18 protein-coding genes are annotated in these 24,719 nt (G+C 65.7%); 7 read left to right on the top strand and 11 right to left on the bottom strand.

Annotated elements, in window-relative coordinates:
* Nucleotides 1-54: 54 nt before the first annotated feature.
* Both ABEA50_RS24240 and ABEA50_RS24235 read right to left on the bottom strand, forming a co-directional pair.
* Nucleotides 55-1,455 (bottom strand): 3,4-dihydroxy-2-butanone-4-phosphate synthase, encoded by a 1,401-nt coding sequence (locus ABEA50_RS24240; RefSeq protein WP_425577701.1) that lies wholly within the window; start codon nucleotides 1,453-1,455, stop codon nucleotides 55-57.
* A gap of 450 nt (nucleotides 1,456-1,905) precedes the next feature.
* Nucleotides 1,906-4,572 carry a LuxR C-terminal-related transcriptional regulator gene (locus ABEA50_RS24235; protein WP_345498149.1) on the bottom strand — a complete coding sequence of 889 codons (2,667 nt, stop codon included), beginning with the start codon at nucleotides 4,570-4,572 and terminating at the stop codon, nucleotides 1,906-1,908.
* 216 nt (nucleotides 4,573-4,788) lie between these two features.
* Here ABEA50_RS24235 and ABEA50_RS24230 point away from each other — a divergent pair, with 216 nt between their 5' ends.
* From ABEA50_RS24230 to ABEA50_RS24220, 3 genes are all read left to right on the top strand, one after another.
* Entirely contained in the window at nucleotides 4,789-5,190 is a 402-nt protein-coding gene (locus ABEA50_RS24230; protein WP_345498147.1) for a nuclear transport factor 2 family protein, read from the top strand.
* 61 nt (nucleotides 5,191-5,251) lie between these two features.
* A complete protein-coding gene (locus ABEA50_RS24225; protein WP_345498146.1) occupies nucleotides 5,252-6,367 on the top strand; it encodes an LLM class flavin-dependent oxidoreductase in 1,116 nt (371 codons plus the stop codon).
* 2 nt (nucleotides 6,368-6,369) lie between these two features.
* Nucleotides 6,370-7,116 (top strand): SDR family NAD(P)-dependent oxidoreductase, encoded by a 747-nt coding sequence (locus ABEA50_RS24220; protein WP_345498145.1) that lies wholly within the window; start codon nucleotides 6,370-6,372, stop codon nucleotides 7,114-7,116.
* Nucleotides 7,117-7,275: 159 nt separating this feature from the next.
* Here the strand turns inward: ABEA50_RS24220 and ABEA50_RS24215 are convergent, their stop codons facing one another.
* A complete protein-coding gene (locus tag ABEA50_RS24215; RefSeq protein WP_345498144.1) occupies nucleotides 7,276-8,118 on the bottom strand; it encodes a MerR family transcriptional regulator in 843 nt (280 codons plus the stop codon).
* 283 nt (nucleotides 8,119-8,401) lie between these two features.
* On the opposite strand from ABEA50_RS24215, the gene ABEA50_RS24210 reads away from it, so the two are divergent.
* A complete protein-coding gene (locus ABEA50_RS24210) occupies nucleotides 8,402-8,959 on the top strand; it encodes a hypothetical protein (RefSeq protein WP_345498143.1) in 558 nt (185 codons plus the stop codon).
* Between the two features lie 586 nt (nucleotides 8,960-9,545).
* Here the strand turns inward: ABEA50_RS24210 and poxB are convergent.
* From poxB to ABEA50_RS24195, 3 genes are all read right to left on the bottom strand, one after another.
* Nucleotides 9,546-11,267, bottom strand: a complete 1,722-nt coding sequence (gene poxB / locus ABEA50_RS24205) for a ubiquinone-dependent pyruvate dehydrogenase (protein ID WP_345498141.1) — start codon at nucleotides 11,265-11,267, stop codon at nucleotides 9,546-9,548.
* Between the two features lie 506 nt (nucleotides 11,268-11,773).
* Nucleotides 11,774-12,604: a hypothetical protein gene (locus ABEA50_RS24200; protein ID WP_345498140.1), complete on the bottom strand. Its 831-nt coding sequence runs from the start codon at nucleotides 12,602-12,604 to the stop codon at nucleotides 11,774-11,776.
* 59 nt (nucleotides 12,605-12,663) lie between these two features.
* Nucleotides 12,664-14,358: a serine/threonine-protein kinase gene (locus tag ABEA50_RS24195; RefSeq protein WP_345498138.1), complete on the bottom strand. Its 1,695-nt coding sequence runs from the start codon at nucleotides 14,356-14,358 to the stop codon at nucleotides 12,664-12,666.
* A gap of 539 nt (nucleotides 14,359-14,897) precedes the next feature.
* Here ABEA50_RS24195 and ABEA50_RS24190 point away from each other — a divergent pair.
* The gene (locus ABEA50_RS24190; RefSeq protein ID WP_345498136.1) at nucleotides 14,898-16,604 is read left to right on the top strand and encodes a hypothetical protein; all 1,707 of its coding nucleotides are present in this window, start codon (nucleotides 14,898-14,900) and stop codon (nucleotides 16,602-16,604) included.
* A 265-nt stretch (nucleotides 16,605-16,869) separates the two neighbouring features.
* On the opposite strand, the gene aroQ is transcribed toward ABEA50_RS24190, so the two are convergent.
* Both aroQ and ABEA50_RS24180 read right to left on the bottom strand, forming a co-directional pair.
* Nucleotides 16,870-17,412 (bottom strand): gamma subclass chorismate mutase AroQ, encoded by a 543-nt coding sequence (gene aroQ / locus ABEA50_RS24185; RefSeq protein ID WP_345498135.1) that lies wholly within the window; start codon nucleotides 17,410-17,412, stop codon nucleotides 16,870-16,872.
* Between the two features lie 210 nt (nucleotides 17,413-17,622).
* The gene (locus ABEA50_RS24180) at nucleotides 17,623-20,805 is read right to left on the bottom strand and encodes a carboxypeptidase regulatory-like domain-containing protein (protein ID WP_345498221.1); all 3,183 of its coding nucleotides are present in this window, start codon (nucleotides 20,803-20,805) and stop codon (nucleotides 17,623-17,625) included.
* A gap of 166 nt (nucleotides 20,806-20,971) precedes the next feature.
* Here ABEA50_RS24180 and ABEA50_RS24175 point away from each other — a divergent pair, with 166 nt between their 5' ends.
* On the top strand, nucleotides 20,972-21,580 hold the full coding sequence (locus ABEA50_RS24175) for an acyl-CoA-like ligand-binding transcription factor (protein ID WP_345498133.1): 609 nt from the start codon (nucleotides 20,972-20,974) through the stop codon (nucleotides 21,578-21,580).
* A gap of 13 nt (nucleotides 21,581-21,593) precedes the next feature.
* Here ABEA50_RS24175 and ABEA50_RS24170 read toward each other — a convergent pair whose 3' ends face one another.
* A complete protein-coding gene (locus ABEA50_RS24170; RefSeq protein ID WP_345498132.1) occupies nucleotides 21,594-22,391 on the bottom strand; it encodes an SDR family NAD(P)-dependent oxidoreductase in 798 nt (265 codons plus the stop codon).
* A gap of 166 nt (nucleotides 22,392-22,557) precedes the next feature.
* Between ABEA50_RS24170 and ABEA50_RS24165 the strand changes: the two genes are divergently transcribed.
* Nucleotides 22,558-23,460: a helix-turn-helix transcriptional regulator gene (locus tag ABEA50_RS24165; RefSeq protein ID WP_345498131.1), complete on the top strand. Its 903-nt coding sequence runs from the start codon at nucleotides 22,558-22,560 to the stop codon at nucleotides 23,458-23,460.
* A gap of 11 nt (nucleotides 23,461-23,471) precedes the next feature.
* Here the strand turns inward: ABEA50_RS24165 and ABEA50_RS24160 are convergent, their stop codons facing one another.
* Together ABEA50_RS24160 and ABEA50_RS24155 are read right to left on the bottom strand one after the other, a co-directional pair.
* Nucleotides 23,472-24,233, bottom strand: a complete 762-nt coding sequence (locus tag ABEA50_RS24160; protein ID WP_345498130.1) for an alpha/beta fold hydrolase — start codon at nucleotides 24,231-24,233, stop codon at nucleotides 23,472-23,474.
* 25 nt (nucleotides 24,234-24,258) lie between these two features.
* Entirely contained in the window at nucleotides 24,259-24,702 is a 444-nt protein-coding gene (locus ABEA50_RS24155) for a hypothetical protein (RefSeq protein ID WP_345498129.1), read from the bottom strand.
* Nucleotides 24,703-24,719 lie beyond the last annotated feature (17 nt).

The following is a 24,719-nucleotide window of genomic DNA, read 5'->3' as shown; positions in this document are numbered from 1 at the left end:
GCACTGTGTTATCGGGGGTTTCGTGTTGGCGCGGTCGAGTTGACTCAGCGGCGCTCACCGGTCGGCAATCAGCGCGCGGGTGCGTATAACATCCGCGGACAGCGCTGCGATCAGCTCCTCTTTCGATGCGAATGTGGTCTGGCCGCGCATCCACTGATCCAGATGCACCTCGATAACGGCGCCGTAGAGATCGCCGGAGAAATCGAGCAGGTGCGCTTCGAGCAGGCGTAGGCCACCGCGGCCGTAGAAAGTCGGCCGTCGTCCCACCGAAATGGCCGCGGCGACAACGGATCCGTCCACCAGGAAGCATCGACCGGCCCATACTCCATCGGCGATCGAATTGGACTCGGCGAGTTCGACATTCGCCGTTCGGAATCCCAGCTCCCGGCCACGTTGGTCACCGCGCACGACCTGACCGACCACGCGGCGGGACTCGAGGCCGCCGGGCAGCACCGAGTGTCGAGCACCCGCACCCGTCCCCGAGTTGTCGGGCGCCTCGAGTGGTTCGCCGATGCTCAACCCGAAGTGCCACATCATGGTGCGGGTCTCCGGTGCGAAATTATGTAAAGCGGGTGCGGTGTAACCACATTCGCGAACGACCTCGACCAGGTCCGCGTCGACGTCGCTCGGGTGGGCGACACCGTCGTGGTTGCGGACGACGATCACCGTGCCGTAACCGTGGGCAGCTACCGCGGCCAATGATGCGGCGGCGATATTCGGTGACAGGTGTGGTGCGGGATCATCCTCGATGTCCAGGCAAACCAGGGCGGTGGTGTGGCCGATCGGGCGATCGAGCGAGTAGGCGACGTAGTCGATGCCGGAAACGGCACTCCGATAACCCGTGCAGTGCACCTGCCCGTGTTCGGACTCTCGTACGACGGTGAATCGGGTCTGTAGGTGCCCCTGCGTCGCGCGGAGGTAAATGGCGATGTCCTCGACCGAAACGACGCAGAGTCCGTGCTCGGCGGCGATACGCTCGGCTTCGCGCGAGGTCGCGATCGCGGTCGGATCGTCCTCGGAGACAAGCGCGCTGAACGCACCGGCTCGCGGTAGTCCGGCTATCGCGGTCAGATCGACGGTGGCCTCGGCCGCGCCTCGGCGTTCGAGAACACCGAGGCGAGCGGCGCGTACCGGTTGAACATGTCCCGGCCTACTGAAAGCATCGGGGCCGCTTGTGCTGTCGGCGAGCAGTCGCAGCGTCCGCGCTCTGTCCGCCGCCGAGATTCCGGTACCGGGGCCGACAGCGTCGACGCTGACCGTGTATTCGGTGCCCGTGTTCCCGCGGTCCGCGCCCACCATATCGGGCAGTCGCAGCCGATCGCATTCGGCACCGGGAAGCGCGGCGCAGATCAGGCCGGAGCCGTATCGGACAAGGAATGCGACCGCCGGGATGCTCGCTTTCTCGGCGGCCAGCACGATGTGCGCGTCCTGCGTTGGGGTCGTACCGGTCAGCACGATGGGACGCCCCGCGCACAGATCGGACAGTGCGCGCTGCACCCGAGTGGTTGGACAAACCATCACTGGCCTCGATTCGCGGGATATGACATGTGAACTGTGACGAGCGTCGCAAACATCGGCATCTGTGTCAACATCAACGTAGATATTGACAGCGACCACCGGGGCTCTCGAAGGCGCGGGCGCGCGGGACGTCGGACTCATGGTCGAGCGCTCCGCCGCGGCAGTCTCGGCAGGCTCAGCTGCGCGCAGGACGCTCGCTACGGAAGCGGTCATCGACCGGACGAGCCGCACCGGCGGCAGGCAACGGGTTGGCCGTCGACGCCGCGCGCGCGAAAGGAGACCGGGCGCGCGGCGTGGACTCGCGGTTCGGTGTGACCAAGACGTGCGGGATCGCCGGACTCCGGCAGATCACGTCATCGACCGTCGACGCGGGGAATCGAAAGGGTCTCAGGCGGGTCGGCCACCGGTGATGGCAATCGAGATCTGTTGGCGGCGTTCGATTTCCAGCTTGCGTAGCAAGCGGGCGACGTGGCCTTCCACGGTACGAACGGACAGGATCAGCCGCTCGGCGATCTGCCTGTTGGACAATCCGTCGGCGACGCATTGCGCGATTTCTCGCTCGCGCGGCGAGAATGCATCGGCCGACGATCGCGATGAGGACCGACGACCGTCGTCGTTTTCTTCGTCCAATGCGTAGGCGATGAGTTGGGCCATCGTCAGCGACTCGCCACGGTGGTGGGATTCGCGGTACACCGATTCGCCGAGCGACTTCCTGGCCCGTGCGGCATACATCGCGCGGCGTTGTACCCAGTGTTGTGAACCGTACAACTGCATGCCGAACGAATCCCACATCGACGAGGCCGCGCCGAGCAATACAGCGGCGCGTTCGCCGGAACCCGACGCGGCTTCGGCCCATGCCAGCAAGTCGGTCACCAGGGTTGCGCCGACCGTGTCGTCGAACGCTCGCTTCAGTGCGAAGCTTTCCGTCGCGCGCTTCGCGGCCTGGGTATGGTCACCGCGGCCCAGCGCCACGAGACCGCGGCCGTAGACCGCGTACGACAGCATCCATTTCTCGCCCGTCGCCGACGCCGCCGTGTGCACGAACTCGAAATGTTCTGAAGCGCGGGCGATCTGCCCGTTCGAACTGAAGAGCATGCCCATCTCGATGTGCGCGGTCCACTTCAGGTCGATGATCGGTAGCGTCTCGTAGAGCCGCAGCGCGGCGGTGAGCAGGTGTTCGCCACCGTCGAAGTCACCACCGAGGTAGGTGTTGAGGCCCCGGGTTTGTAAGACGAATGCCAGTGTCGCGTCGTCACCGCGTTCGCGCGCCGCACGCCCCGCGTCGAGGAGGATGCGGTCGGCGTCGCCGCGTTCGCCCTGCATGGTGTGCAGCAGGCCGAGCGTCGCGGACAATCGAGGTCGCACCGTATCGGGAAGGTTGTCGCGGCGCAGCAACTCGGTGATCCACAATCGGTGCTCGCGCACCGACATCGCCGAAGACCACAGGAACCACGTGGCGACCATGTCCGAGGCCGAAGCGATGGACTCGCGTTCGCCCGCGACGAGGGCATTGTGCAGTGCGGCACGAATATTGGCGCGATTTTCGCGCAGTCGGTCGCTCGCGCGCGCCTGACCGTCTCCGGTCCACGACTCGCGCGCCGAGCGAATCAATCCCGCGCTCCATCGCAGATGCGCCGCACGCAGTCGTGCGCTGTCGGTCTCGGAGAGCTTGCTCGCGCCGAAATGTCGGATCGTCTCCAGCATCCGGAAGCGGACGGTCCGCCCACCGGTGCCGCGTTGCACCACCGACTTGCCGATCAAGCCGGTGAGTGCGTCGAGGACCGTCGTCGCATCGATAGGGTCTGTCGCACACACATTTTCGGCCATGGGTAGGTCGAATCCCTCCGCGAACACCGACAGTCGCGTCCACAGCACCTGCTCCTGGGGTGTGCACAGTTCATAGCTCCACTCGACGGTGGCATGCAGACTCCGGTGTCGGTCCGGGCCGCCGCGATTGCCGACGGTCAACAGCGCCAGCCGATCGTCCAGACGGTTCGCGAGGTCGTCCACCGACAACGCGCTCAACCGGGCGCAGGCGAGCTCGATGGCCAATGGCATGCCGTCGAGCTGGGTACACACCCGCAATACCGCGTCGCGACTCGCGTCGGTGATCGCGAACCCGCACAGCGCCGCCGACGCGCGGTTCTCGAACAGTTCCATCGCCGCTCCCGTGCCATCCGGGTCGCGATCGTCGGTTGTCGACAGCGGTTCCAGTACGTGCACGTGTTCACCCGGCGTCGAGAGCACTTCGCGGCTGGTGACCAAGATCTTCACGTGTGTGGTGTGGCGCAGGATGAGCGAGATCAACTCGGCGCAGGCGCTGACCAGGTGTTCGCAGTTGTCGAGGACGATCAGCATCTGCTTGTGGCGCACCGATTCGATCACCGAATCAGTGGCGCTGTGCCAAGGACCGTTGTGTTCGTCGAGTCCGAGGGCGTCCAGAATTGTTTGCGGCAGCAGTGATTCGTTACGTAGCGCGGCCAGTTCCACGAACCGAACGCCGTCGCTGAAGGCGCGTCGATACGCGGTCGCCGCGGTCGCGGCGAGGCGGGTCTTACCGATCCCACCGGGACCGGTAATGGTGACGAGCCTGCTTTTTCCCAGCAGTGTTCGAATGCTGGTCAGTTCGTCGGTGCGGCCGACGAAAGTGGTGGCGAACTGTGGAATATCGGCGGCGGTGGAGGCTTGCCGGCGAGCACGTCCCGCGCTCGCCTCCCTGACTCGGCGCACCACACTCGCCAGGGTATTGCGCGACCCACCCCATTCGAGCTCGCGATGGAGTTGCGCGATCGACATATCCGGGTCGGCGGCCAACGCCGCCTCGATAGCGGGGACGAGGGCGTCGGCGGAGGAACCGCTGCGGGGCCGGTGATCTCGCGGAGGCGTTTCGAATGTCAACGCGCGGCGCACGGTATTGCGGGAGATCCGCAATCGCTTCGCGATCCCCGAGATCGATTCTCCCGACCTCTGTAGCTCGATGATCTCGTGCCACTCGTCAGCGTTCACTGATACCTCTCGACCTTCTCCGCGGCTGTGATGGGAGCCACTCGTCATCTTGTCCGAACCAGACCGCCTGGTCAAGATCTGACAACGCTCGTATTGACAGATATCGAGCCCGCGTTATGCCGGATAAAACCCACTTCAACTGCATGTTTGTCGAGGTGTTCGCATGGCGTACGAGGACGCGTACTTTCACGGTTCTCCGGGAAGCGCACGCCATGGACAGTGATCCAGGTCATAGCGAATGGCACGAGTACAGACGGAGCGACCATGACTACCCCGCAACAGAACCTCGACCTTGCCAACAATTTCGCGAAGGTGTTCTCCACCGGCGATGTGGAGCAGATCCTCGCCACGCTGCACGCGGAAGCGACCTATTGGGTTTCCGGGTCCATCGACGGCATGTCAGGCAGCTATGACAAGCAAGAACTGCGTGCCTTGCTCGGCGGGGTCACTTCCGTCTACACGAACGGCGCGCTCGAGATCACCCCGAATTCCGCGATAGCGCAGGGAAACCGGGTGGCCGTCGAAGCGACCTCGTACGCCGAACTGAAGAACGGCAAGGTTTACCAGAATCGATACCACTTCTTATTCGAAATTCGGGACGGTCAGATTTTCTCGGTCAAGGAGTACATGGACACCAAACACGCATACGACACCTTCTATGCCTGACTTCAGGTTTCGAAGCCACTACTAAATATGTCAAATAGCGTTCGAAGAAAGGCAATCGATCATGGCAATGGAAACCGGGCTGATCGTTCATCCGTACATGCGGCCCGAGCGGACAGCACGTCAGACGTTCGACTGGTGCGTGCAGCAAGCCGTGGCAGCCGACAAGATCGGATTCGACTCGATCATGCTGTCCGAACACGCATCACAGCGTTGGGAAAACATTCCCAACCCTGAGTTGATCATCGCGGCCGCTGCTCGGCAGACCGAGAACATCAAATTCGCGCCGATGGCTCATCTGCTGCCGCACCAGCATCCGGCCAAGCTCGCGATCCAGGTGGGCTGGCTGTCGCAGATTCTCGAGGGGCGTTACTTCCTGGGCGTCGGTGCGGGCGCCTACCCGCAGTCGTCCTATATTCACGGGATCAAGAACGGTGAAGACACCAAATTCACCAATGAGATGGTTCGGGAATCGCTGGAGATCATGGAAAAGATCTGGAAGCGTGAACCCTTCTTCCACGAGGGACGATTCTGGAACGCGGGATACCCGGAAGAATTGCACGCCGACGACGGCGACGATCAGCACAAGCTCGCGGACTTCAGCCCGTGGGGCGGTGCGCCGGAGATCGCGGTCACCGGGTTCAGTGCGAATTCCCCGTCCATGCGGTTCGCCGGTGAGCGCGGGTTCCGTCCGGTGTCCATCTTCTCCGGACTGGAGGCACTCAAGACACATTGGGAGACCTACCGCGAGGCCGCCGAAGCCAACGGTCACGTCGCCGACCGTGCGCGCTACCACGTCTCGCAGACGGTGTTCGTCGCCGATACGGACAAGGAGGCCAAGCGTCAGGTGATGGAGGGCCCGATCGGTTACTGCTTCGAGCGCTACCTCATTCCGATCTGGTGGCGGTTCCACATGATGGACGGTTTCATCAAGGACGCGGGCGCCGACCCCGCCGACGTCGACCTGGAGTGGGTCGTCGACAATGTCTTCTGTGTCGGATCGCCGGATACGGTGGTGGAGAAGATCAACCGCCTGTTCGAGGCGACCGGAGGCTGGGGCACGCTCCAGGTGGAGTCGCACGACTACTACGACGATCCCGCACCGTGGTTCAACTCCTTGGAACTGATCGCCAAGGAAGTCGCGCCGCGGATCTCGCTCCCGACCGGTGTGCAGGCGTGACCATGGCGCGGCTCGAAGGCAAGGTGGCACTCGTCACGGGCGCATCCCGAGGGATGGGGAGCTCGCACGCCGAACTGTTCGTAGCCCAGGGCGCGAAGGTCATTTTGACAGACCTGAACGAACAGGCAGGGCAAACCCTGGCTACCAGGCTGGGGGAGCGTGCGATCTTCCTCCGACACGATGTCACGGATCTCGAATCGTGGACGAATGCGGTGTCCGAAGGGACCAAGGTGTTCGGTGACATCTCGGTTCTCGTCAACAATGCGGGAGTTCTCGGGCCGATCGCGTCCACCGAGGAGCTGTCCGAGAACGACTACCGCGCAGTGTGTTCCATCAATCAGGACGGCGTGTTCTTCGGCATGAAGGCGGTATTGCCTTCGATGGAGCGTGCCGGGATCGGTTCGATCGTCAATATCTCCTCGATCGCGGGAATGGCGGCGAACTACGGCTTCCCGAGTCTGGCGTATGTGGCGAGCAAATTCGCCGTGCGTGGCATGACCAAGGCGACGGCGGTCGAATACGGACCGAAGAATATTCGGGTCAACTCGGTCCATCCCGGCTTCATTCAAACGCCGATGATGGTCGAGGCGACGAACGAGGAAGGCGGTGACGCGCTCGCCCAGATTCCGCTCGGGCGCATCGCCGACCCGCGCGAGGTCTCGAACCTTGTCCTGTTCCTCGCCTCCGACGAGTCCTCCTACATCACCGGATCAGAGCATCTGGTCGACGCGGGAATGCTCGCACAATAAAAGACCCTCGGTGCGGAGGTTGTGGACGGTTCCGGACTGCAACGGTCCACAACCCCGCTCGATGGCCGACCTGGATTCCGCACAGCCGCGATCGCTTCGCGGTGTTGTGCGCATCGCCCTATCCGCGCGATCGGCTACGTCAACCGGAGCGCGCCGGTGTTACTCGACCGGGACGACGACCGAAATTCTCACCTCGGATTCGGGTACCTGGCTGGGGTCGTTGAGGTAGAGGTTGAAGTGGTGGGTGGCGACATCGTCGTCGGTGTGGGCGATTCGTAGGTTGTTGTCGTTGATGAAAGCCGCGATTTGATCGTGGGCCTGTGGGATCACCTCGGCGAAGGGGCCCGTCACGGTTGCGGATACGGCGCGGCGGGCCGGGAAATGTGTTGCGAGGAGCGGGGTGTGCGCTTCGGTTCCCGGATCGGCTTGGACGAACACCGATTCGTCGACGTCGGATTCCCGGAATTCCTCATTGTGTTCGATGCAACCGCCGGGTCCGGCCGACTCGATGTGCTGGCGCCGCAGCTCGGGGAGGAAACGTTCCCACAGTTGCCCCTCGGCAGCGTAGTTCGGCACCGTCGCACGCAACGTCACCAGCGTCTGTGCGGGAATTTCGATCAGCTGTACTTCGATATCGGACATGGTGTTCTCCCATTCGTTTCGGTCGAGCATGCGCTCGAGGAGGGCGAGCCGATGCCGAGCCGAGGCGGCCTCGTCGACGAGTGCCCGGCGCTGCGATCGCAGCGCCTCGGCATACGCGGGAGTACCGAACACGGCGAGCAAGGCTCCGATGGCGGACACGCCGAACCCGACGTCACGCAGTTCCCGGATGCGAGCCGCGTCGGCCAGTTGATCCGGTGCATACCGGCGATAGCCGCTGGCACCGTCGACCACGGCGGGGATCAGCACCCCGTTCGCGTCGTAATGCCGCAGCATCCGCACGCTGATCCTGCTCGATGCGGAAAAGCGGCCGATGGGCATCAGGTTCGGGGGGTCGGTCACGGCACTGAGTGTGCGGGCTTACACGATGTGAGAGTCAACCGACACGCGTCGGAAAGTTGCGGACCGAGGGTTGCTCGCGACGCACGGTCTGTCGATCCTGAAACCACTGCTGGAGAGACTCGATTTCCACAACGGGGTCGCGTGACCTCGAACTCCGATCGTGGTGCTTCGATCTGGACGACGCGTGATCTCGATCAGCCGTTGATAGAGCGGCAGGCAAGGGCTTTGGAGGGTCCCGCACTATCCTCTGTACACCGGTTACCACAGTGTTGAGGAGCGCGGCATGGCCGAGCAGGCGGATGAGACGGTGTACGAGGCGCGGTTCGGTTTCACCGTGCGCGGAGTTCTGGTCGTCGTCATTTCGGTGGTGTTCGTTGTGCTGGGTGTGGTGTTCGACGTGCCGCTGTTCCTACAGATTCTGCTCATCGTTTTCTTCGGCGGTGGTGGGTTGGTGTTCCTGGCCCAGATGCTGTCGCGCCGCGTCGCCTTACGTGTCGACGGCACGGGGATCACCCTCGGCGGTTCACCGCTACACGCTTATCGACGAACGACCGCGGTTGTTCCGTGGTCGGATATCACCGCGGTCGTCCTGTTCTCGCAGAAGGTGGGGTACGGAAACTCGCTGCATTATGTGGGAGTGCGCAGGCGAGAAGACGCACCAGACCTGCCGGGCCTGCCCGGTTCGGGGATGCGCGGCGCCAACGAGCGCCTCATCCCGCATGTGCCGCAGGAAGTGGTGGCGGCGAGCCGCCCGATCAATGGCTGGTCGTTGGATCGTGCCCAGCTGAAAGAGGTTGTGGCGCACCATGCTCCCGACGTGCAGGTGCAGGACCTCGGTTGATCCGGGTGCTCTCGGTCGAAGCCTTCTCGGGTGCGCGAATCCCGATCTACTGAGCAGGGCCGCGGCGCCCTCGGCGAGCTTTCGACCGGACGTGCTTTATCCGCTGTCGGCTCCTCGCATCGCTGTCCGACGCGGGCCCGCTGACTCGATCCGGATCGTCGGTTCGTTCGGCGTCACGGGGTCGGGTGTACCCAAAGCGAAGAATGGTGGTGGGGACGAAAAAGGCTGCTCTGCATTTACATTGATCGTATGCTGCATGGTCGAGCCCCTGAACAGCAACGGATTCGAGCCCTGGTGGAGGCGGCCGGGGTGGGGCGCGGTGGTGCGATGCTCATCAGCGCGGAGCGGGGCATGGGGAAGACCGCGCTGTTGGATTCGGTGGTCGACGAGTTCGGCGAGCGCTCGGATCCGGTCCTCGACCTGCCCCCGCTCCCGAGCCCGCCCCGATCGGCCGTTCCGAGCGGTGACCGCGAACTGGCCCGGCGAGGATATCTCGCGCCACCGGACTCGCCGGTGCCGCACAATGAGCCGCCGAGGTCAGGACCTGCGGAAGTCTGTGGTCGCGTGTCACGGCGGCGCGATCTGGTCAGAAGATCTGGCGCATGTTGGTTTTGGCCAGGTCGATCAGTTCGGTTCCTCGGCCCGAGAGCACTGTGCGGACGGCGAAAAGGGCGAAGCCCTTGGCTTGTTCGGCGCTGACGGCAGGGGGGATCGAGAGCTCCTGGCGTTCGGTGACCACATCGAGGATGGCGGGGCCGTTGTGGGCGAGGAAACCTTTCACGGCCTTCGGTAGGTCCTTGGAACGGTCGACGTGCCAGCCCTTGATACCCAGCGCGTCACCGACTTTGGCGAAGTCGGGGTTGTGTAGGTCGGTGGCGAAGGTGACGATGCCCGCCGCTTTCATTTCGAGCTCGACGAAGTTCAGTGAGGAGTTGTTGAATACGACCACCTTCACCGGTAGCCGCATCTGGATCAGGGTGACCAGCTCGCCCATCAGCATCGTCAGGCCACCGTCGCCCGCGAGGGCGATCACCTGTCGGCGCGGATCGGCGGTCTGCACTCCGATGCTTTGCGGCAGCGCGTTCGCCATCGAGCCGTGGCTGAACGATCCGAGCAGTCGGCGGTGGCCGTTCATCGTCAGGTAGCGCGCCGCCCACACCACCGGAGAGCCGACATCCGGGATGAAGACGGCGTCGTCATCGGCCGCCTCGTCGAGCAGTCGGGTGAGGTACTGCGGATGGACGGCGTTTTCTCGTCGGCTCGGTTTCGCCAGTTCGTCGAGGTCTTTCCTGGTCCGCGCGTAGTGCTTGGTCATGCTGTCGAGGTGTTTACTCGGCCGGTCGCGTCTGAGCTGTGGCAGCAGTTCGCGGATGGTTTCCCGGACGCCGCCCACCAATCCGACGTGCACCTTTGTGCGTCGACCGAGCTGCGAGCCGCGCAGATCGACCTGGACGACGGTCGCGTTCTCCGGGAAGAACTGCTGGTAGGGAAAATCCGTGCCGAGCATGAGCAAGGTGTCACAATGCTCCATCGCGCGGTAGCCGGAGGAGAACCCGAGCAGGCCGGTGAGCCCGACGTCGTAGGGGTTGTCGTAGGCGACGTACTCCTTGCTGCGGATCGTATGGACGACCGGCGCTTGCAGAACACCGGCGAGTTCGATGAGCTCGTCGTGGGCGTTCCGACATCCGGCCCCGGCCAGGATCGTGACTTTCGATCCCGCGTTCAGCGCCTTGGCCGCGGCCGTGATCTCCTCGGCCACGGGCACCACGTCGGCGCCGGCGTAGGTGATGCGTTCGGGCTCGGCATCGATCTTCGCCATCCCGATATCGCCGGGCACCACCAGCACGGCGACACCGCGTTTGGAGATCGCCTCGCGCATCGCGATGCGCAGAAGACGCGGCATCTGGTCGGGATGCGAGACATCCTCGGCGTAGACACTGCACCCGCCGAACAACTCCCGGGGACGGGTTTCCTGGAAGTAGTTCGACCCGATCTCCGCACTCGGAATCTGCGCGGCGAGGACGAGTACCGGCACTCGCGACCGGTGCGCGTCGTACAGGCCGTTGATCAGATGCAGATTGCCGGGCCCGCAACTGCCGGCACACACCGCCAACTCGCCGGTCAGTCCCGCCTCGGCGCTGGCGGCGAAGGCGGCGGCCTCCTCGTGTCGCACGTGGATCCACGCCAGTTCCTCGCGGGTGCGCAACGCGTCGGTGAAGCCGTTGAGCGAGTCGCCTGGCAGACCGTAAACACGGCGCACACCGCTGGCGATCAGGGTGTCGGCGATGAGTTCAGCAACAGTTGACATGGGACGCTCCACGGGTCGGTGTCCATCGAGTCGCGCACGGAGTTCCCACGCTAGTGCTCCGAGACACAGTCGAAGCGAATACAGCGAAGTTCGAATGCTCCGCGCCGTTTCCGTGGACATGCGCGGCTGCGCTCGACCTACACGGACTGGTTGCCGACGCATCGACGGTCGCAATCTGCCACAGCGCCTCGCGGCAGCCATCGCGAACATCGGCGAGCTGTGGGACGTCTCCTTTCGACGTCACGGAGAGGTAACCGCCGCCGCCGTAATCCACCCGGTAGCGGAGTTCGGTGGGGGAGGCGACGGTGACGCTCATTTCGGGGTAGCCCAACAGGGTGGTGTCGAGCGGGATCGATCGGGTGCCGGAGACGCTGAGTGTGCAGCGGCCGTCGAAGCATGCTTGGACGTCGGTGGTGGGTGGTTCACTCACGGGGAGCGTGCGTGCTATGCCTTCGCGACTGTCCCGCTGCGTTTTGGCCGGGTTCCGCAGCCAAGTGCCCGCAGGTTCAGTGTTCCTCCAGTAAGTCGAGGTCGCGCGGCACCAGCGTGGTCGAATCGATCAGCTCGCGAACCAGATTGTGGTTCAGCATGTTTCCGATGGGCTCGGTGAGCTGGTCCCTGGTCAGTCCTGGCACAGGGGCGCGGCCGCACCTTCTGGCGTATTTCTCGTCCGACAGCCTGAAGCGCACGCGCCCCACCGTGTCCGCGACGATCCGCTCGCTCCAACCGGCACCCGGTTGCAAGGCCGTCAGTAGGGTGGCCGTGTCCTTCCAGGTCCACGGCTGTGGCCAGCGCTCATGGTAGAGGTAGGACTGGCCGAGGGCGACGAGCACCAGTTTCTCGTCCGATTTCAGCGGCCACGGCGGTGGCACGTCGGTGACGTCTTCATACCGTGGCGTGCGCGCGCGACCGTCGTCGCTGGTGACGTAGACCTCCAGCACGTGTTCGCGCCGGTGCGATCCGCGAATGAACAGCGGTGTGTAGCCGGTGGGGAGAGGAAACGGTTCCTCGCCGGCGAACAGCCGCCTGTCCGCTGGAAGCCGAATCGGCACCGTGCCGGTGTTGCTGAGCTGCCAGCAGTTCCTGCGGTAGGTCAATACACCGTGCACGCGGCTCAGCCGCAGATCGTCTTGGCCGATGCCGACATCGACCTCCCGCAGGTTGCGGCCGAACTGGATGGTGTTTCCCTCTTCGGGATATCCGTTGACCCCACCCGCGGTCGACAGCACCGAGATCGAACCCGCGGTGGCATCGCCGACTCCGCCGATCAGCCCCCGGTCGGTCGCGGTCAACGCGTAGGTGCGGTTGTGTGTGCGGTGATCCGGTCGTCGCAGCACGTCGGCCTCCCTCTGTTGGATCCGAGCGTCGCACGGGGTATGCCGGACCGGTCCCGGACTCATCGGGCCAGGTTGGCGGCCACGGCGCCGGCGAGTTCCGTCGCCACGGCGCAGCGCTTTTCGGGTGTCGGGGCGCCACCGAACCGCACCACGGCGATCTCGGCCCGCTCGTTCCCCGAAACGTCACGGAACTGGCGGTATTGGATCTGTACGGTGCAGTCGTCGTTCTCGCTGACCCCCATTCTGCGGAAGCTCGGCAGGCCGGACAGCATGAGTGGCTGCCCATCGATGGCCGTCTTGAGTGCGTCGCGGTCGTAGCGCACCGTCACATGACTGTCGATGGTGCTGTTCCACCGGCACGACCACCTGCCGTAGCCCTCGATCGGGTGCAGTGCGTCCAGACCGGCCACCCTGCCGAGAGTGGACACATCCAACTGGGCGCAGGCGTCGCGCAAGGCGAGCGATTCGGCGGGGAACTGTGCCGGTCGGCGTGGAATCTGGCCGTGCTCCAACACTTCTCGGGCGCGGGTGGTCGCCGCGTCGGCCAGCACACACGGGTCGGGTCCGGACGGAGCCTCGCGTTCACCCGTGATTTCGACGGCCGTGTCATCGGAAAGGAGCAGCGTCCGTACACATCTGGCGTCGCCCGCGGGCGGAGCTGTGATCCTGATGTTCCCGACGCGCCGGTAGGGCACCTGTGAGCTCTCCTCGGGTAGATCGCGCGACATGGTCAACCGGACCCGGCCGATATCACTGTGAAAATCGGCGCCCCACAGGCGAACTTGCAGATCGCAGGTGTCGAAATTGCCGAGGTCGGTGACCACGTCGATCCGCCCGAACTCGGCGAGCGACTCGGGTGCCAGCAGCGCGCACGGGTCCGCGGTGAGCGGGTCGCCGACGAGATCGACCGGCGCGGTGCCGGGCATGGCGACGCCTGCCGCCGCCGTCAGCGCGATCGTGAACAGGAGGACCACGCCGAGTAATGCGCGTCGCAGCACGGTCCGGTCCAGTTCGCGCGGGGCCTGTTCGAGGCCGGCGAAATTCCTGGCCGCGGCGGCGGCGTTCGGACGTAGGTTCGGGTTCGGGTTCGTCAGCTGGGTCAACAACGCGTCGAGGTGTCCGGCGCGGCGCGGTCGCTGGGTCACCGCACGCAATGCGGCGGCGAGGGCGAACACATCGCCCTTGGGGCCGGGGAGGCCGCCGCGGCGGAGCTCCGGTGCCAGGTAACGCCATTTCCCGCGTGTGGCAGCGGCTTCCGGGCGTTCGCCGGTGCCGGCGTCGAGGTAGTCGAGGGAACTACCGAAGTCGGTCAGCCCGGCGTCGCCCTCGGGGGTGAGCAGGATGTTCTCCGGCGAGACATCGCAGTGCAGGATGCCGTTGTCGTGGCAATGCGCGAGGGCGCTCGCGATCTGTTCGCCGACCGCCACCGCCTGCGACGCGGTCAATTTCCGTTCGTGCCTGGCGATCTCGACGAGTGAACGCCCGGGGAAGTATTCCGTGACCAGCCACACAACGCCGTCGTGTTCGAAGATGTCGTGCACGCCGACGATATTCGGGTGTCGCAGGCACGCGGCGTTGCGCGCCGCACCGTGTAGCCGCCGCGCGCTGTCCTCGTCGTCGGAGCGTGGGCGCTTGAGCACCACGTCACGACCGAGGATCTCATCGGTGGCTCGCCAGACCTGTCCTTCGCCGCCGGAGGTGAACATTCCTCGCAGCGTGTAGCGATCTGCGAGGCAGTCACCGTCCTCCGCCATGCGCCCACCCCTCGATTCCGGTTCGCGACCCCGGATAGGAAGTGTAGCGGCAGACGGAGCGCTGAATGGATGAATTCCCTTGGTAGACAGCCTGCTCAGCCGAGACCCGCACTGCGCGCCGGAGAGTTCGAGCACCGGATCAGGCGACACGATTGCCGTATTCGGCTTGTCCGGTCGCGCTCATCGAACATTCGCCTCGCCTCCCGGCAAGCACGGCGTCACCCCTTCGTCCGCGGGCAGTCGGGCTCTGCGGCGTCGGCTGTCGGTGCACGGGTGCTCCGGCAGCGCTCATGCCGTTCAACGGTGAACGGTGGGTGCGTAGTCGACCGTGCCGCGCCCGTAGACGTTGCCGCGGGCTGCCCTCTCTTCCGCAGGTGCGCGGTTCGTGTGCACGCGGGTGAACCGGTCGTCGCAGACGCACTGTGGCCGACACCGACACGACCGCCTTGCTTTCTGTCAGCGGAATCGGCAGGCTGGCCGGTCGTACGGTATGTCGGGTTCGAGTGGCGCGCGAGCACGATCAGGTGGAGGGTGATGGGGTGCTGACGTCGGAACCGCCTGCTTCGGTCGAGGTCTCGGAACCGACACCGCAACGCGGTAGTCGGTCTTGGCCGGGGTTGCTCGCCGCGGTGTTCGGTGGTGTCGCACTGCTGGGGTGGCGGGCGGCCGAGTACGGCGATTGGATTGTCGATGACGCGGGCATCACCTTCGCGTACGCGCGTAGTGTCGCCGACGGATTCGGTCCCGTGTTGCAGCCGGGCGCGGAGCCGGTGGAGGGGTTCTCCAACCCGACGTGGCTTTTCGTGCTGACGGTCGGCAAGTGGTGCGGTCTTTTCGATCACGGCGCCCTCTTCGGCATTCCCGACTATGTCATCTTTCCGAAGGCGGTCGCGCTACTGTGCTGCGCGGGGATCCTCGTCGCGTGTTACGCAGTCGCGCAACGGGTATCGCGGTGGCCCGCGCTGGTGACGTTCGCGACCGGCGCGACCTCGGCCGCGATTCCCTCCTTCGTGATCTGGTGCTTTTCGGGCCTGGAGAACGCGTTGTTCGCGTTGACGGCCTGTGTGTTGGCGGTCCATGTGTTTCTGGCGGTACTGGACGATCGACTGTGGACGCCGAGGGTGGCGGCGATCGCCGGTGTGCTCGCGGCGCTTGCCGCGTTGACCCGCCCCGACGGCATGATCTACCTCGTCGCATACCCACTGATTTCCATGATCCTGTTGCGCCGCAACACACTCGCGGTCGCGGTTCGGTGCATGGTGTATTCCGGGCTCGCGTTCGTGGTTCCTTTCGGCGCCTACCTGCTGTGGCGGATCAACGAGTTCGGCAGGTTCGTTCCGAATACCGCGGTCGCCAAACATCAAGCGCCGCCGACCTTGTCCGACCTCGGCAAGGCGTTGGACCTCGCGCATTACGTGGGCGCGTTCGCGGTGACCGCGGCCCTCGTCGTGGTCGCGCTCGCGTTGTGGTCGTCGAGTGGGTGGCGCGACGGCGCCGTCGCGTTACTGGTGCCGTTGGCGTTGGCGGTGCTCGCCTACTGCGTCCTGGAGCCGGACTGGATGGGCCAGTTCCGATTCGCCACCCCGGTGTGGGCGCTCGGCGCGCTGGTTCTGGTGTTGTCCGTCGCGCAGCTACTGGAAAGGCTGCGAACAAGGGGCCGAACGTTGGTCGCAGTCGTCCTGATCGGCGCCGTGATCCCGACCGGCACCGCGTTCGCCGAATCCGCCGAGTCCTACCGCGCTGATCCGGATGTGCCGGTGTGCTGGATCGCCTTTCGGTTCGGACGCATGTTCAACGAGTACGCCGACATCATCGACTTACCGCACGGCACATTGCTCACCCCTGACATGGGTGGCAGCTCCCTGACCTCACGACTACAGCTGATCGACATGGCCGGACTCACCCACACCCGCATGGCCGACATCATCGCCGACGACGGCCGCACCAGCTTCGGCGACTATGTCTTCGACGAACTGCGCCCCACGTTCATCCACACCCACGGCCCATGGTTGGAAAACAACATCACCACCGACCTGCGCGTCAACCGTGACTACTACCAGTTGCAACAATCCACCGATCCCGCACTGCCGGACGAGGACTGGGTCCGCAAAGACGTCGTGCGCGACGAACACCAACTGCGACAACTACGCAACTATGCGGGCACGGTCATCCCCGCGCTCCTGCGCAAGCAGCGGACCGAAGGTTGTGGGCCGATACTGCGTCCAGGTCAAACTCTCGCGGGGTGATCTGTGCGCGGTGCCGAAAGGGTGACGCGGCAAGGAATCTTCGGGCCCCGTATTGCGCGCCGTCTGCCGACGCTGAGCCTGAACGCGGGACGGGCTGATCCCGCACTTCAACGAGTAGCGGCTCGGTTGCCGCTGGGTGTGGATGGTCGGCGAGCCAGCGTTGGAAGGAGCGAAGCCGGAATTCATAGGAGGCGGCGTTGACACGAAGGAGACCTGCGCTGTGTGCCGAGGACGAGTGCGGTGCAAATGAAAACCGCTCTCGTCCTCAGTCGCACACCGTCGATGTCGCACCGAATACCGCCCAGGCGTGCAGCGAGTCGAGACCGTAGCTCAGGTCGGTTTCCGCCTCGGCGCGCGCGAGCGCCACAAAGCAGGTCGCGGACTGGTGGCGGGTGTCGCTGGTCGCCACCAGTTGGTCGATGAATTGGGCGGAGATTCGGTCCAGTTCCGGGCGCACCTCGGTGGCCAGGTCGGGGCGGCGGGTCGGGGCGAGTTCGGGCTGCCGGGTCCACCGGTCGTAGAGGCCACGTTGGACGACCTTGCTCTGCTCGATTTGGGCGCGGAAGAACGCGACGGTCGCGTCTTTGTCGATGCCCGCTGCCTCGGCGCGTGCCGCGGCGTCGTCGAGGACCTGCTGTTCGCGCGCGGGGTCCTCGATCGCGGTGCCGGTGCCGAATTTGGCGGCGGAGACCTTGTCGGCCAGCACGATTCGTTCGGCCACCAACCTGACCAAGGGTGCAAGGTCTTCGCTCGACGAGTGCGCCGGCGGCGGCGCGGCGGCGGCTGAAGGGGCTACCGCTACGGCCATACCGCAGACGGCGAGAGCGCAAACGAGGGCTTGTCGAGCACGGTGTCCCGAGGTATTCACGGGCATAGGAAACTTGCCTTTCTTCTCCGCCGCACGGACCACGGCCGGTGATCGGCGAGCAGACGGTCAACTGCCGGTGCGTCTTTCGTAACGGCGCCGCACATCGCACGTCGACGGCGAAGGCACTCGAATGCGTGGCCGCGTCCATTGTCAGTTGCGGTCGATGGCCTCGTCGTAGCCGATGTGCACGTCGTGGGAGATCTCGGGGCCGATCACCGTGACAGTACTCGTCACGGGCGGATAGCCGCTGGCCACCACCGTGTAGCGGCCGATGTCGAGGTCGGCGACGACGTAGCGCCCCCGGTCGTCGGTGCGGGTGTGGGCGACCGGGTCTCCGGTGGCGTCGAGCACCATGACCTGGGCGTTGGGCACCGGTCGCTCCTCGGTAGATACCAATCCGGTGAGCAACGCCCTCGGCGCGAGATCGACGTCGAAGTGCAAGGGAGCGCTCTCGGGCACGGTGAGGGTGCTCGCGGTCGCGCTCATGCCTTCGCCTCGGGCCACCAGCGTGTACCGACCCGCCGTCAGGTTGTCGAACGTGTAGCCGCCATCAGCGGCGGTGATCGTCGTCCCGACGACCTCGCCGTACCCGTCGGTCAAGGTCATCGTGGCATCGGTGAGCGGTTCGCCGCGGTCGACTCTGCGGACTGTGCCGGACAATTCGCCTGGCCCCAGCAGCGTGATGTCCTGCCGCTGGGGTGTCGCACCGGCGCTGACGGTGACGGCCATCGGGCGGTGTCCGTTCGCCGAGACGATCAGCACGTGGTGCCCGCTCGGGGGTGTGTCGATGCGGTAGGTGCCGTCGGGTCGACAGGTCGCGCGCGAAACCTGGTGTCCCTGCCGGTCGGTCAGTGTCAGTACGACGCCGGGGATCGGGTGACCGGCCGCGCCGAGAACACTGCCATCGATCCATCGATCGGCCGCGTCGTAGGTCGAAAAACCGCCGCCGGCAACTTGTTTCGGTGCCGTCGCGCAATTGCGCGGCCCTGAGCCTCCCGACAGCACCGGTCCCGAGGTGGTCTGCCCGGCACGCAGGGCGAACAGTTCACGCCCGAGCGATCCAGCGCCGGTGCGATAGTCGCTGCCTTGCACGGGCATGCCTAGTCGGGCGGCGAAGTCACCGAGTATGTCGTCCAGGTGCCCCAGATAGTGCAGTGCGTGCCGCAATCGGGTGGTGGTGGGGGAGACCGACAGCGTCGCCTGTAATCGCCGAATGTCATCGGCTCGTCGGGTCCACGGCTCGGCGAAGATCGGCGGTGCGCTCTCGGCGGCGGGTGCTTTCTCGTTGTCCGACAGGGTTTTTGCCATGCCGTCGATCGAGTCGGACAGCCCGCTCGTGACCCGCAGCAACTGCTCGCGCTGGTCGGCGGTGAGCACCACGTCGCCGCTGCCGCCCGACATCTCCCTCGCGTACACGGCTGCCGTGCTCAGCAGGGAACGAACGCCCTCGGCATGTTCGCGGCGCGCGCTGCCCGGAAGTCCGACCAGCGAGCGGGTGAACCGATGCAACTCATGCGCGGCGTGGTCGACCGCTCTGGCCTGCTCGCGCGTGCCATCCGCACCGGAAAAACCGCTCAATGCCGCACCGGATTCGCGCACGAACGTCGCCAGCGAGTGGAGGTGGGTGGCCTGGGCGTGGCGCAGCAGGGTCCTGGTCGCGATGGGTAGCACCACCAGGGCGACCAGGGTGGCGATGACCGCGCCGAGCGCGTTCTCCTCCGCGCGCAGGACGACCACCGAGTCTTGCAGGCCCCCGACGAACGCGTAGAGCTGGATGAGCGCGAAAGTCAGGCACCCGGCCCACACCGAGTAATAGGCGCTGATCGAGTAGGCGCCCACCGCCAGCGCGACACAGAGCAGCACCACCGTGATCAACGGATGCTCCACCCCGAGCAGGTCGGCGAAGCCGATGCCCACGAGACCACCGATGAGTGTTCCGACCACGCGTTTGACGATCTTGCGCACCCGATCGTGCGAAGAATCGGTATTGCTCAATACGATCAGCGCGCCGATCACCGCCCAGTAGAACCGGGTGCCGTTGAGTGCGTCGCCGAGCGGGATGGCGATCATCAGGGTGATCACCATTTGGGCGGCGATCCGCATTTGCGGGTTCGGGCTGCTCCATGCGTTCCATGGGCGGCGCATTCCTCCGGCGGCGAGCACGCGCCCGGCCAGCAAGTTGGTGCCGGGGAGGCGACCGGCGACCAGTTCGATCGGTGTGGTGAAGGGTTCGTCGTCCGCGCTCGCCGTGGCCGGATCATCGTCGCGGGTCCAGGCGTCGCTGGCGCGGTGCAGGTCGCCGAGCACTGCGATGAATCGGTACAGCGTCGAGACGACTCGCTCGTGTTCGGTGTCTCGGGCGTCGTCCTCGTGCTCGGTGAGCCATGCGAGCAGTGCGGCGGTCGAGGGGAGGGCGGTGTCGTGGCGGCGCCCGCCACGGTCCAGGTCGGCCATCGCCGCCAGGAGCAGCGTGCGCAGGTCACCGGGTAGCGCCTGACGGCGAAGTTGAATCACCGTGCGGCCCAAGGCGTGTGCGGCGAGTTCGGTATCGAAGACCAGTCGGTGCAAACGAGCGGCGGACTGTCCTACGCGGCCCGCGCTCGCCATATGGCCGTCGACCAGCATGGCGGCCTCGTTGAGGTGAACCATCTCGTCGCGGAGTTTGCGCGTGGCGCGGGTGGGGTTGTCGGCCGCGATCAGGCGGGTCGACCGGAGGACGACGTAGCGGGTGCGAGTCAGGAATGCGCGTTCGGTGTGCACCAGACCGGTCGCCGGGCTCATCCGGCACAGCAGCACCTGAACCACCGCCGCGGTGATCGCGGCCACCACGACGATCGGGACAACGTACTGCATCATCGAGATCGGCAACGGCACCAGGATGCCGCCGAGGAACCCGGCGAAGAGCATGACCCCGGAGTCCGTCCCGAACTCGCCGAAGAACGCGGGCGCCGACAATTGCACGATCACCGCGACCGCTGCCACCACCAGCGCGAGGACCCGGTGCGGTTGGACCACGATCGCGCAGAGCAGTGCGACCAGAAAAACCGGAACGCCCCACACGCACCGCAGTGCCAGCCTGCCCGGCGCGTCACCCGCCACCGTCAGTCCGACAAGCAGTCCGAGGATGCCGCCGTAGGTCAGGCCGAACACGGTCGGCTGGCCGAACGCCCGTGCCATCCCGTATCCCACGGCCAGGGTGGCCGCGAACACGGCCAGCATCCGCCAGCCCGCGCGCAGCCTGGCCAGTGTGGGGTCGGTGGCCTGCATGTGGTCGCGCACGCGAATGGGCCAGGCCGGGCGGCACGTCGGGCAGTTGCCGCCGCTGCCGAACACCTTCGACAAGACGTTGTTCTCCTCGGTTCTGTCATGAATCGTGGCCTGCGTCGCGCGCCCCGCTGCGCACACGCATTCACTACACCCCCGGACCACGCAATTACTTAGACAGGCTAAATGATTTATTGCACTGCTGCAAATTTGCATTGCTGTAAGGTGGCCCGGCGTGAGCAGTGCTAGCGCGGGCCTCGGGCTCAGGGAGCGCAAGAAGCAGCAGACCCGCGAGGCGCTGCACCGTGCCGCCGTGCGCCTCTACGCGGAACGGGGTACCGACTCGGTCACCGTCAACGACATCTGCGCCGCCGCCGAGGTCTCCCCGCGCACGTTCTTCAACTACTACGAGTCCAAAGGCGACGCCCTGCTGGACTGGAACGAGGACCGCGCGGGCGGATCGCTGGCCGAGCGCATCGCGGCGCGTCCGTCGGAGGAACGCCCACTGTCAGCGGTTCGCGAGGCGATCAACGCGGGCGTCCGACATCTCCAGCAGCGCCTGGCCTGGCGGGAATACCAGCAACTCGCCCGACAGAACCCCCGTCTGGTGGCCACCGCCTTCGCCGACAGCCCCCGCACTCAAGCTCTGATCGCCGAAGGCGTCGCCCGCAGAATCGGCGCGGCCCCCGACGACCTCTACCCCCGCGCCCTCGCCGGCGCCGTGCACGCGATCACGCGAGCGGCCTTGGCGCACTGGAACTCCGAGGACCCCAGCTCCGACCTCCTGGCCATCATGAACGCCTCGTTCGACCTGCTCGAAACGGGATTCCCCTGCCCTGCGTAGTGGCCTGTCTCGGTTACGGCTGGTCGGTGGGGCGCAGGACGATCTCATTGATCGCTACCCGACGCGGATTGGTGACGATATAGCCGACAGCGTCGGCGACGTCCGCCGCGTGCAGTGCCTCGACGTCGCCGAATGCTGCCGTGAAGTCGGTGTCGGAGTTCGCTTTCTGGGCGAACAGCTCGCTCTCGGTGCGACCGGGCTCGATGACGGAGAACCGAAGGTCGCGGGTGGCGTACTCCTGCCGCCACGCCTCGGTAGCGCCGGTCACGGCGAACTTCGTCGCGTTGTAGATCGCGACCGTCGGCGCCGCGAAACGTCCGGCCACCGAGGAGATGTTGACGACGTCGGCTACCGCGCGTCGGCTGGTCTTCGCCGCCGAAAGCAGCGGGGGAACAGCTGCTTTCGTCACATACATCAGGCCGCGAAGGTTGATGTCGACCATCCGGTCCCATTCCCACAGCGGCGACTCCTCCGAGGGGCCGTTGAGCATCACCCCGGCGGCATTGACGAGCGTATCGAGTCGGCCCAGCCGCGACACGGTCGTCGCCACCGCGTCGGCAGCGGCCTGCGCATTGGTCAGGTCGGCGGCGATCACGATCGCGGTGCCGCCGTGCTCGCGGATCTCGGTTGCGAGCGCTTCGAGCCTGTCGGCCCGCCGCGCGGCGAGCGCGACAGCGGCACCCGCAGCAGCGAGCCGCAGCGCCGTCGCGCGACCGATGCCGCTGGACGCGCCGGTGATCAACGCCGAAGTGCCATGGAGGGTGTTCGAGGTCGTCGGGTTCTTCGAGGTCGCCGCGCTCTTCGAGGTCATTGCCATCTCCGTTCATGGAATTCGAGTTCGTGATTTCCACGGAAACACGCGCGGGAGGCGAACTGAATGCGTTGGCGAGTACCGCGTACCCGGTGGTGGGCTGCCGGGTACTGGCAGTGCGCGGTAAGCGCTCGCGTCCGCGCGACAAGCGCGAGAAAATGGGTCCATGCCTTCGCCCGACACTCTGCGTGAGTTCCTGAGAATGCGGCGAGCCGAGATCGACCCGGCCTCGGTCGGTCTGCCGCCCTCACCGACCCCGCGGCGAGGGCGCGGGTTACGTCGGGAGGAAGTGGCCGCCTTGGCGGGGGTGAGCGTCGACTACTACGCGCGACTCGAGCAAGGCCGCGTGGGCAATATCTCCGATCAAGTGCTGAACGCCATCGAGAATGTGCTGCGACTGAACGCACTCGAACGCGAGCACTTGCGTTCACTCGTCAGCCCTTCGGTGCGGGTGACGCCACGTCCACCACGCCCGACGACGCTCCGCCCACGCCTCGCGTTACGAGGACTGATCGACAAAATGGATGCGGTGCCCGCGATCTTGCAGGGCCCGCGCCTCGAGATCTTGGCCACCAACCAGGCCGCCCGCACCCTGTTCACCGATTTCGACGCGCTGCCCGTCGATGAGCGCAACATCGCTCGCTGGATCTTTCTCGATCCGGCGACCCGCACGAAATACCCGGACTGGGAAGACGTGGCGGCGCCGGTCGCGGCGACGCTACGTACCAACCGTGACCCGCACACCCCCGACGCGGCGCTCGAACGATTAGTCGGTGAACTCTCGGTAGCGTCCCCGGAATTCGCCCGCTACTGGGCGGACTACCGTCTTTTCGAACACGGCAACGGCAAGAAGCGCGTCTTCCACGAGCTCGTCGGTGTCATGACCCTCAACTACGAGACCCTCACCGTCCCCGGCTCCGGCGGACAGTTCCTCTCCACCTATACCGCCGACGTCGGATCCCCGTCGGACGAGAAACTCCGAATCTTGTTGAGTTGGGCGGAAATACCGGAAGACCAGCAACGGGCGGCCCGCGAACAGTCCCGTGGACCGTCCACCGGCCGACCCTGATTCGTCGCGGACTAGCGCTCCAGCGATGCCCACCAGTTGGTCAGGATGCTGGCCGCATGGCTCGGGTCCTGGGTCATCCACCAATGTCCCAGTCCTCGAAGGGTTTCCATGCGGGCCCCGGCACGCCGCGCCGCACGGTGTCGCTGTTCCTCGGTGCCGACGAAAGGGTCCTCGGTGGCGTTGAGTGCGAGACCCGGCCGCTGTGCCGCCGTCTCCAGGTTCTTGCCCAGTTCGGCGACGACCGGTTGCGCGGCGGAGCGGTAGAGCGCGAGCACCGCTTCGCCCATCGCCTCGTTCTGCCCGAGGACCACCTGTTCGGCGACTGGCACGGTCATGCCCCCGGCGTGCAGCGCCGCGATGCGATCCTGGATGTCCCCGTCGACCATCTTGGCCACGGCTTTCTCGCCCACGCCCGGCGTCTGCCAGAGCTGGGCCATGTCGTGCCAGACGTAATCGCGGTCGAAGAGACCGATCACGTCGACGACCCAGCTGCGTACCAGGGTGGGGCGGCTCATCACGACGTTCATAACGTGCCCGCCGCCCCAGTCGTGGCCGACCAGGTCGACGGGCTGGTCGAACTGCGCCAGCTCGCCCGCCAACCAGTCGCGGTACTCGGTGACGGTGGCGCCGAAACCGGCGGGCAGGGGTGCGCCGAAACCGGGCGGCGACAGGCAGATCAGTTCGGAGCGTGACTGGCCCGCCTGTTCCAGTTCAGTGAACAGCGGCTGCCAGATCGCGGACGTCTCAGGGTTGCCATGGACGAAGACCTTCATTGTTCTCTCCGAGTTCTCTTGCGACTCATCTGGTTCCGGCGGCGCCGGTCGTGATCAGGGCCAGCAGGCCGTCGCGGATTTCGCCGAACCGGGCACGCACTGTTTCCGCGGCCTGCGCGATCACGGTGTCGTCGGGGTCGGTGGGTGGTTCGAGCAGCAGGTGGACCGCGTTGCCGAGGACGGCTTCCTGGTCGTCGACGTCGCTCGAGTCAACGCTTTTCGGATCTGCCATGACCGTACTGAACCCGATCAGCAAGGCTTGGATCGCGTAGCGCTGCTCGGGTTCCGGCAGGTCGTCGCGCACGATCCCGTGTGCGCGAAGGGTTGTGATGACCACGTTGGCCATCGCACTCGGGGAAGCGTCGGCGAAGCGCATCCGATCCTCGGGGCGGTGCACCAAGTCTCGCAGCGCGCTGTCGTCGGTGCGTACCCACCGCAGCCACGGATCGCCCAGTGTCGTGCGGATCAAAATCGGAGCGAGCTGCC

It is taken from the genome of Nocardia callitridis, assembly GCF_039543305.1.
Classification (GTDB): domain Bacteria; phylum Actinomycetota; class Actinomycetes; order Mycobacteriales; family Mycobacteriaceae; genus Nocardia; species Nocardia callitridis.
This window is presented reverse-complemented; position numbering and strand designations above follow the sequence as displayed.

Excerpts from the sequence above, each read along its gene's own strand:
- ABEA50_RS24235 (WP_345498149.1), bottom strand. The coding sequence starts at position 4,572 with ATGACGAGTGGCTCCCATCACAGCCGCGGAGAAGGTCGAGAGGTATCA.
- ABEA50_RS24230 (WP_345498147.1), top strand. The coding sequence starts at position 4,789 with ATGACTACCCCGCAACAGAACCTCGACCTTGCCAACAATTTCGCGAAG.
- ABEA50_RS24225 (WP_345498146.1), top strand. The coding sequence starts at position 5,252 with ATGGCAATGGAAACCGGGCTGATCGTTCATCCGTACATGCGGCCCGAG.
- ABEA50_RS24220 (WP_345498145.1), top strand. The coding sequence starts at position 6,370 with ATGGCGCGGCTCGAAGGCAAGGTGGCACTCGTCACGGGCGCATCCCGA.
- ABEA50_RS24210 (WP_345498143.1), top strand. The coding sequence starts at position 8,402 with ATGGCCGAGCAGGCGGATGAGACGGTGTACGAGGCGCGGTTCGGTTTC.
- poxB (WP_345498141.1), bottom strand. The coding sequence starts at position 11,267 with ATGTCAACTGTTGCTGAACTCATCGCCGACACCCTGATCGCCAGCGGT.
- ABEA50_RS24195 (WP_345498138.1), bottom strand. The coding sequence starts at position 14,358 with ATGGCGGAGGACGGTGACTGCCTCGCAGATCGCTACACGCTGCGAGGA.
- aroQ (WP_345498135.1), bottom strand. The coding sequence starts at position 17,412 with ATGGCCGTAGCGGTAGCCCCTTCAGCCGCCGCCGCGCCGCCGCCGGCG.
- ABEA50_RS24170 (WP_345498132.1), bottom strand. The coding sequence starts at position 22,391 with ATGACCTCGAAGAGCGCGGCGACCTCGAAGAACCCGACGACCTCGAAC.
- ABEA50_RS24165 (WP_345498131.1), top strand. The coding sequence starts at position 22,558 with ATGCCTTCGCCCGACACTCTGCGTGAGTTCCTGAGAATGCGGCGAGCC.
- ABEA50_RS24160 (WP_345498130.1), bottom strand. The coding sequence starts at position 24,233 with ATGAAGGTCTTCGTCCATGGCAACCCTGAGACGTCCGCGATCTGGCAG.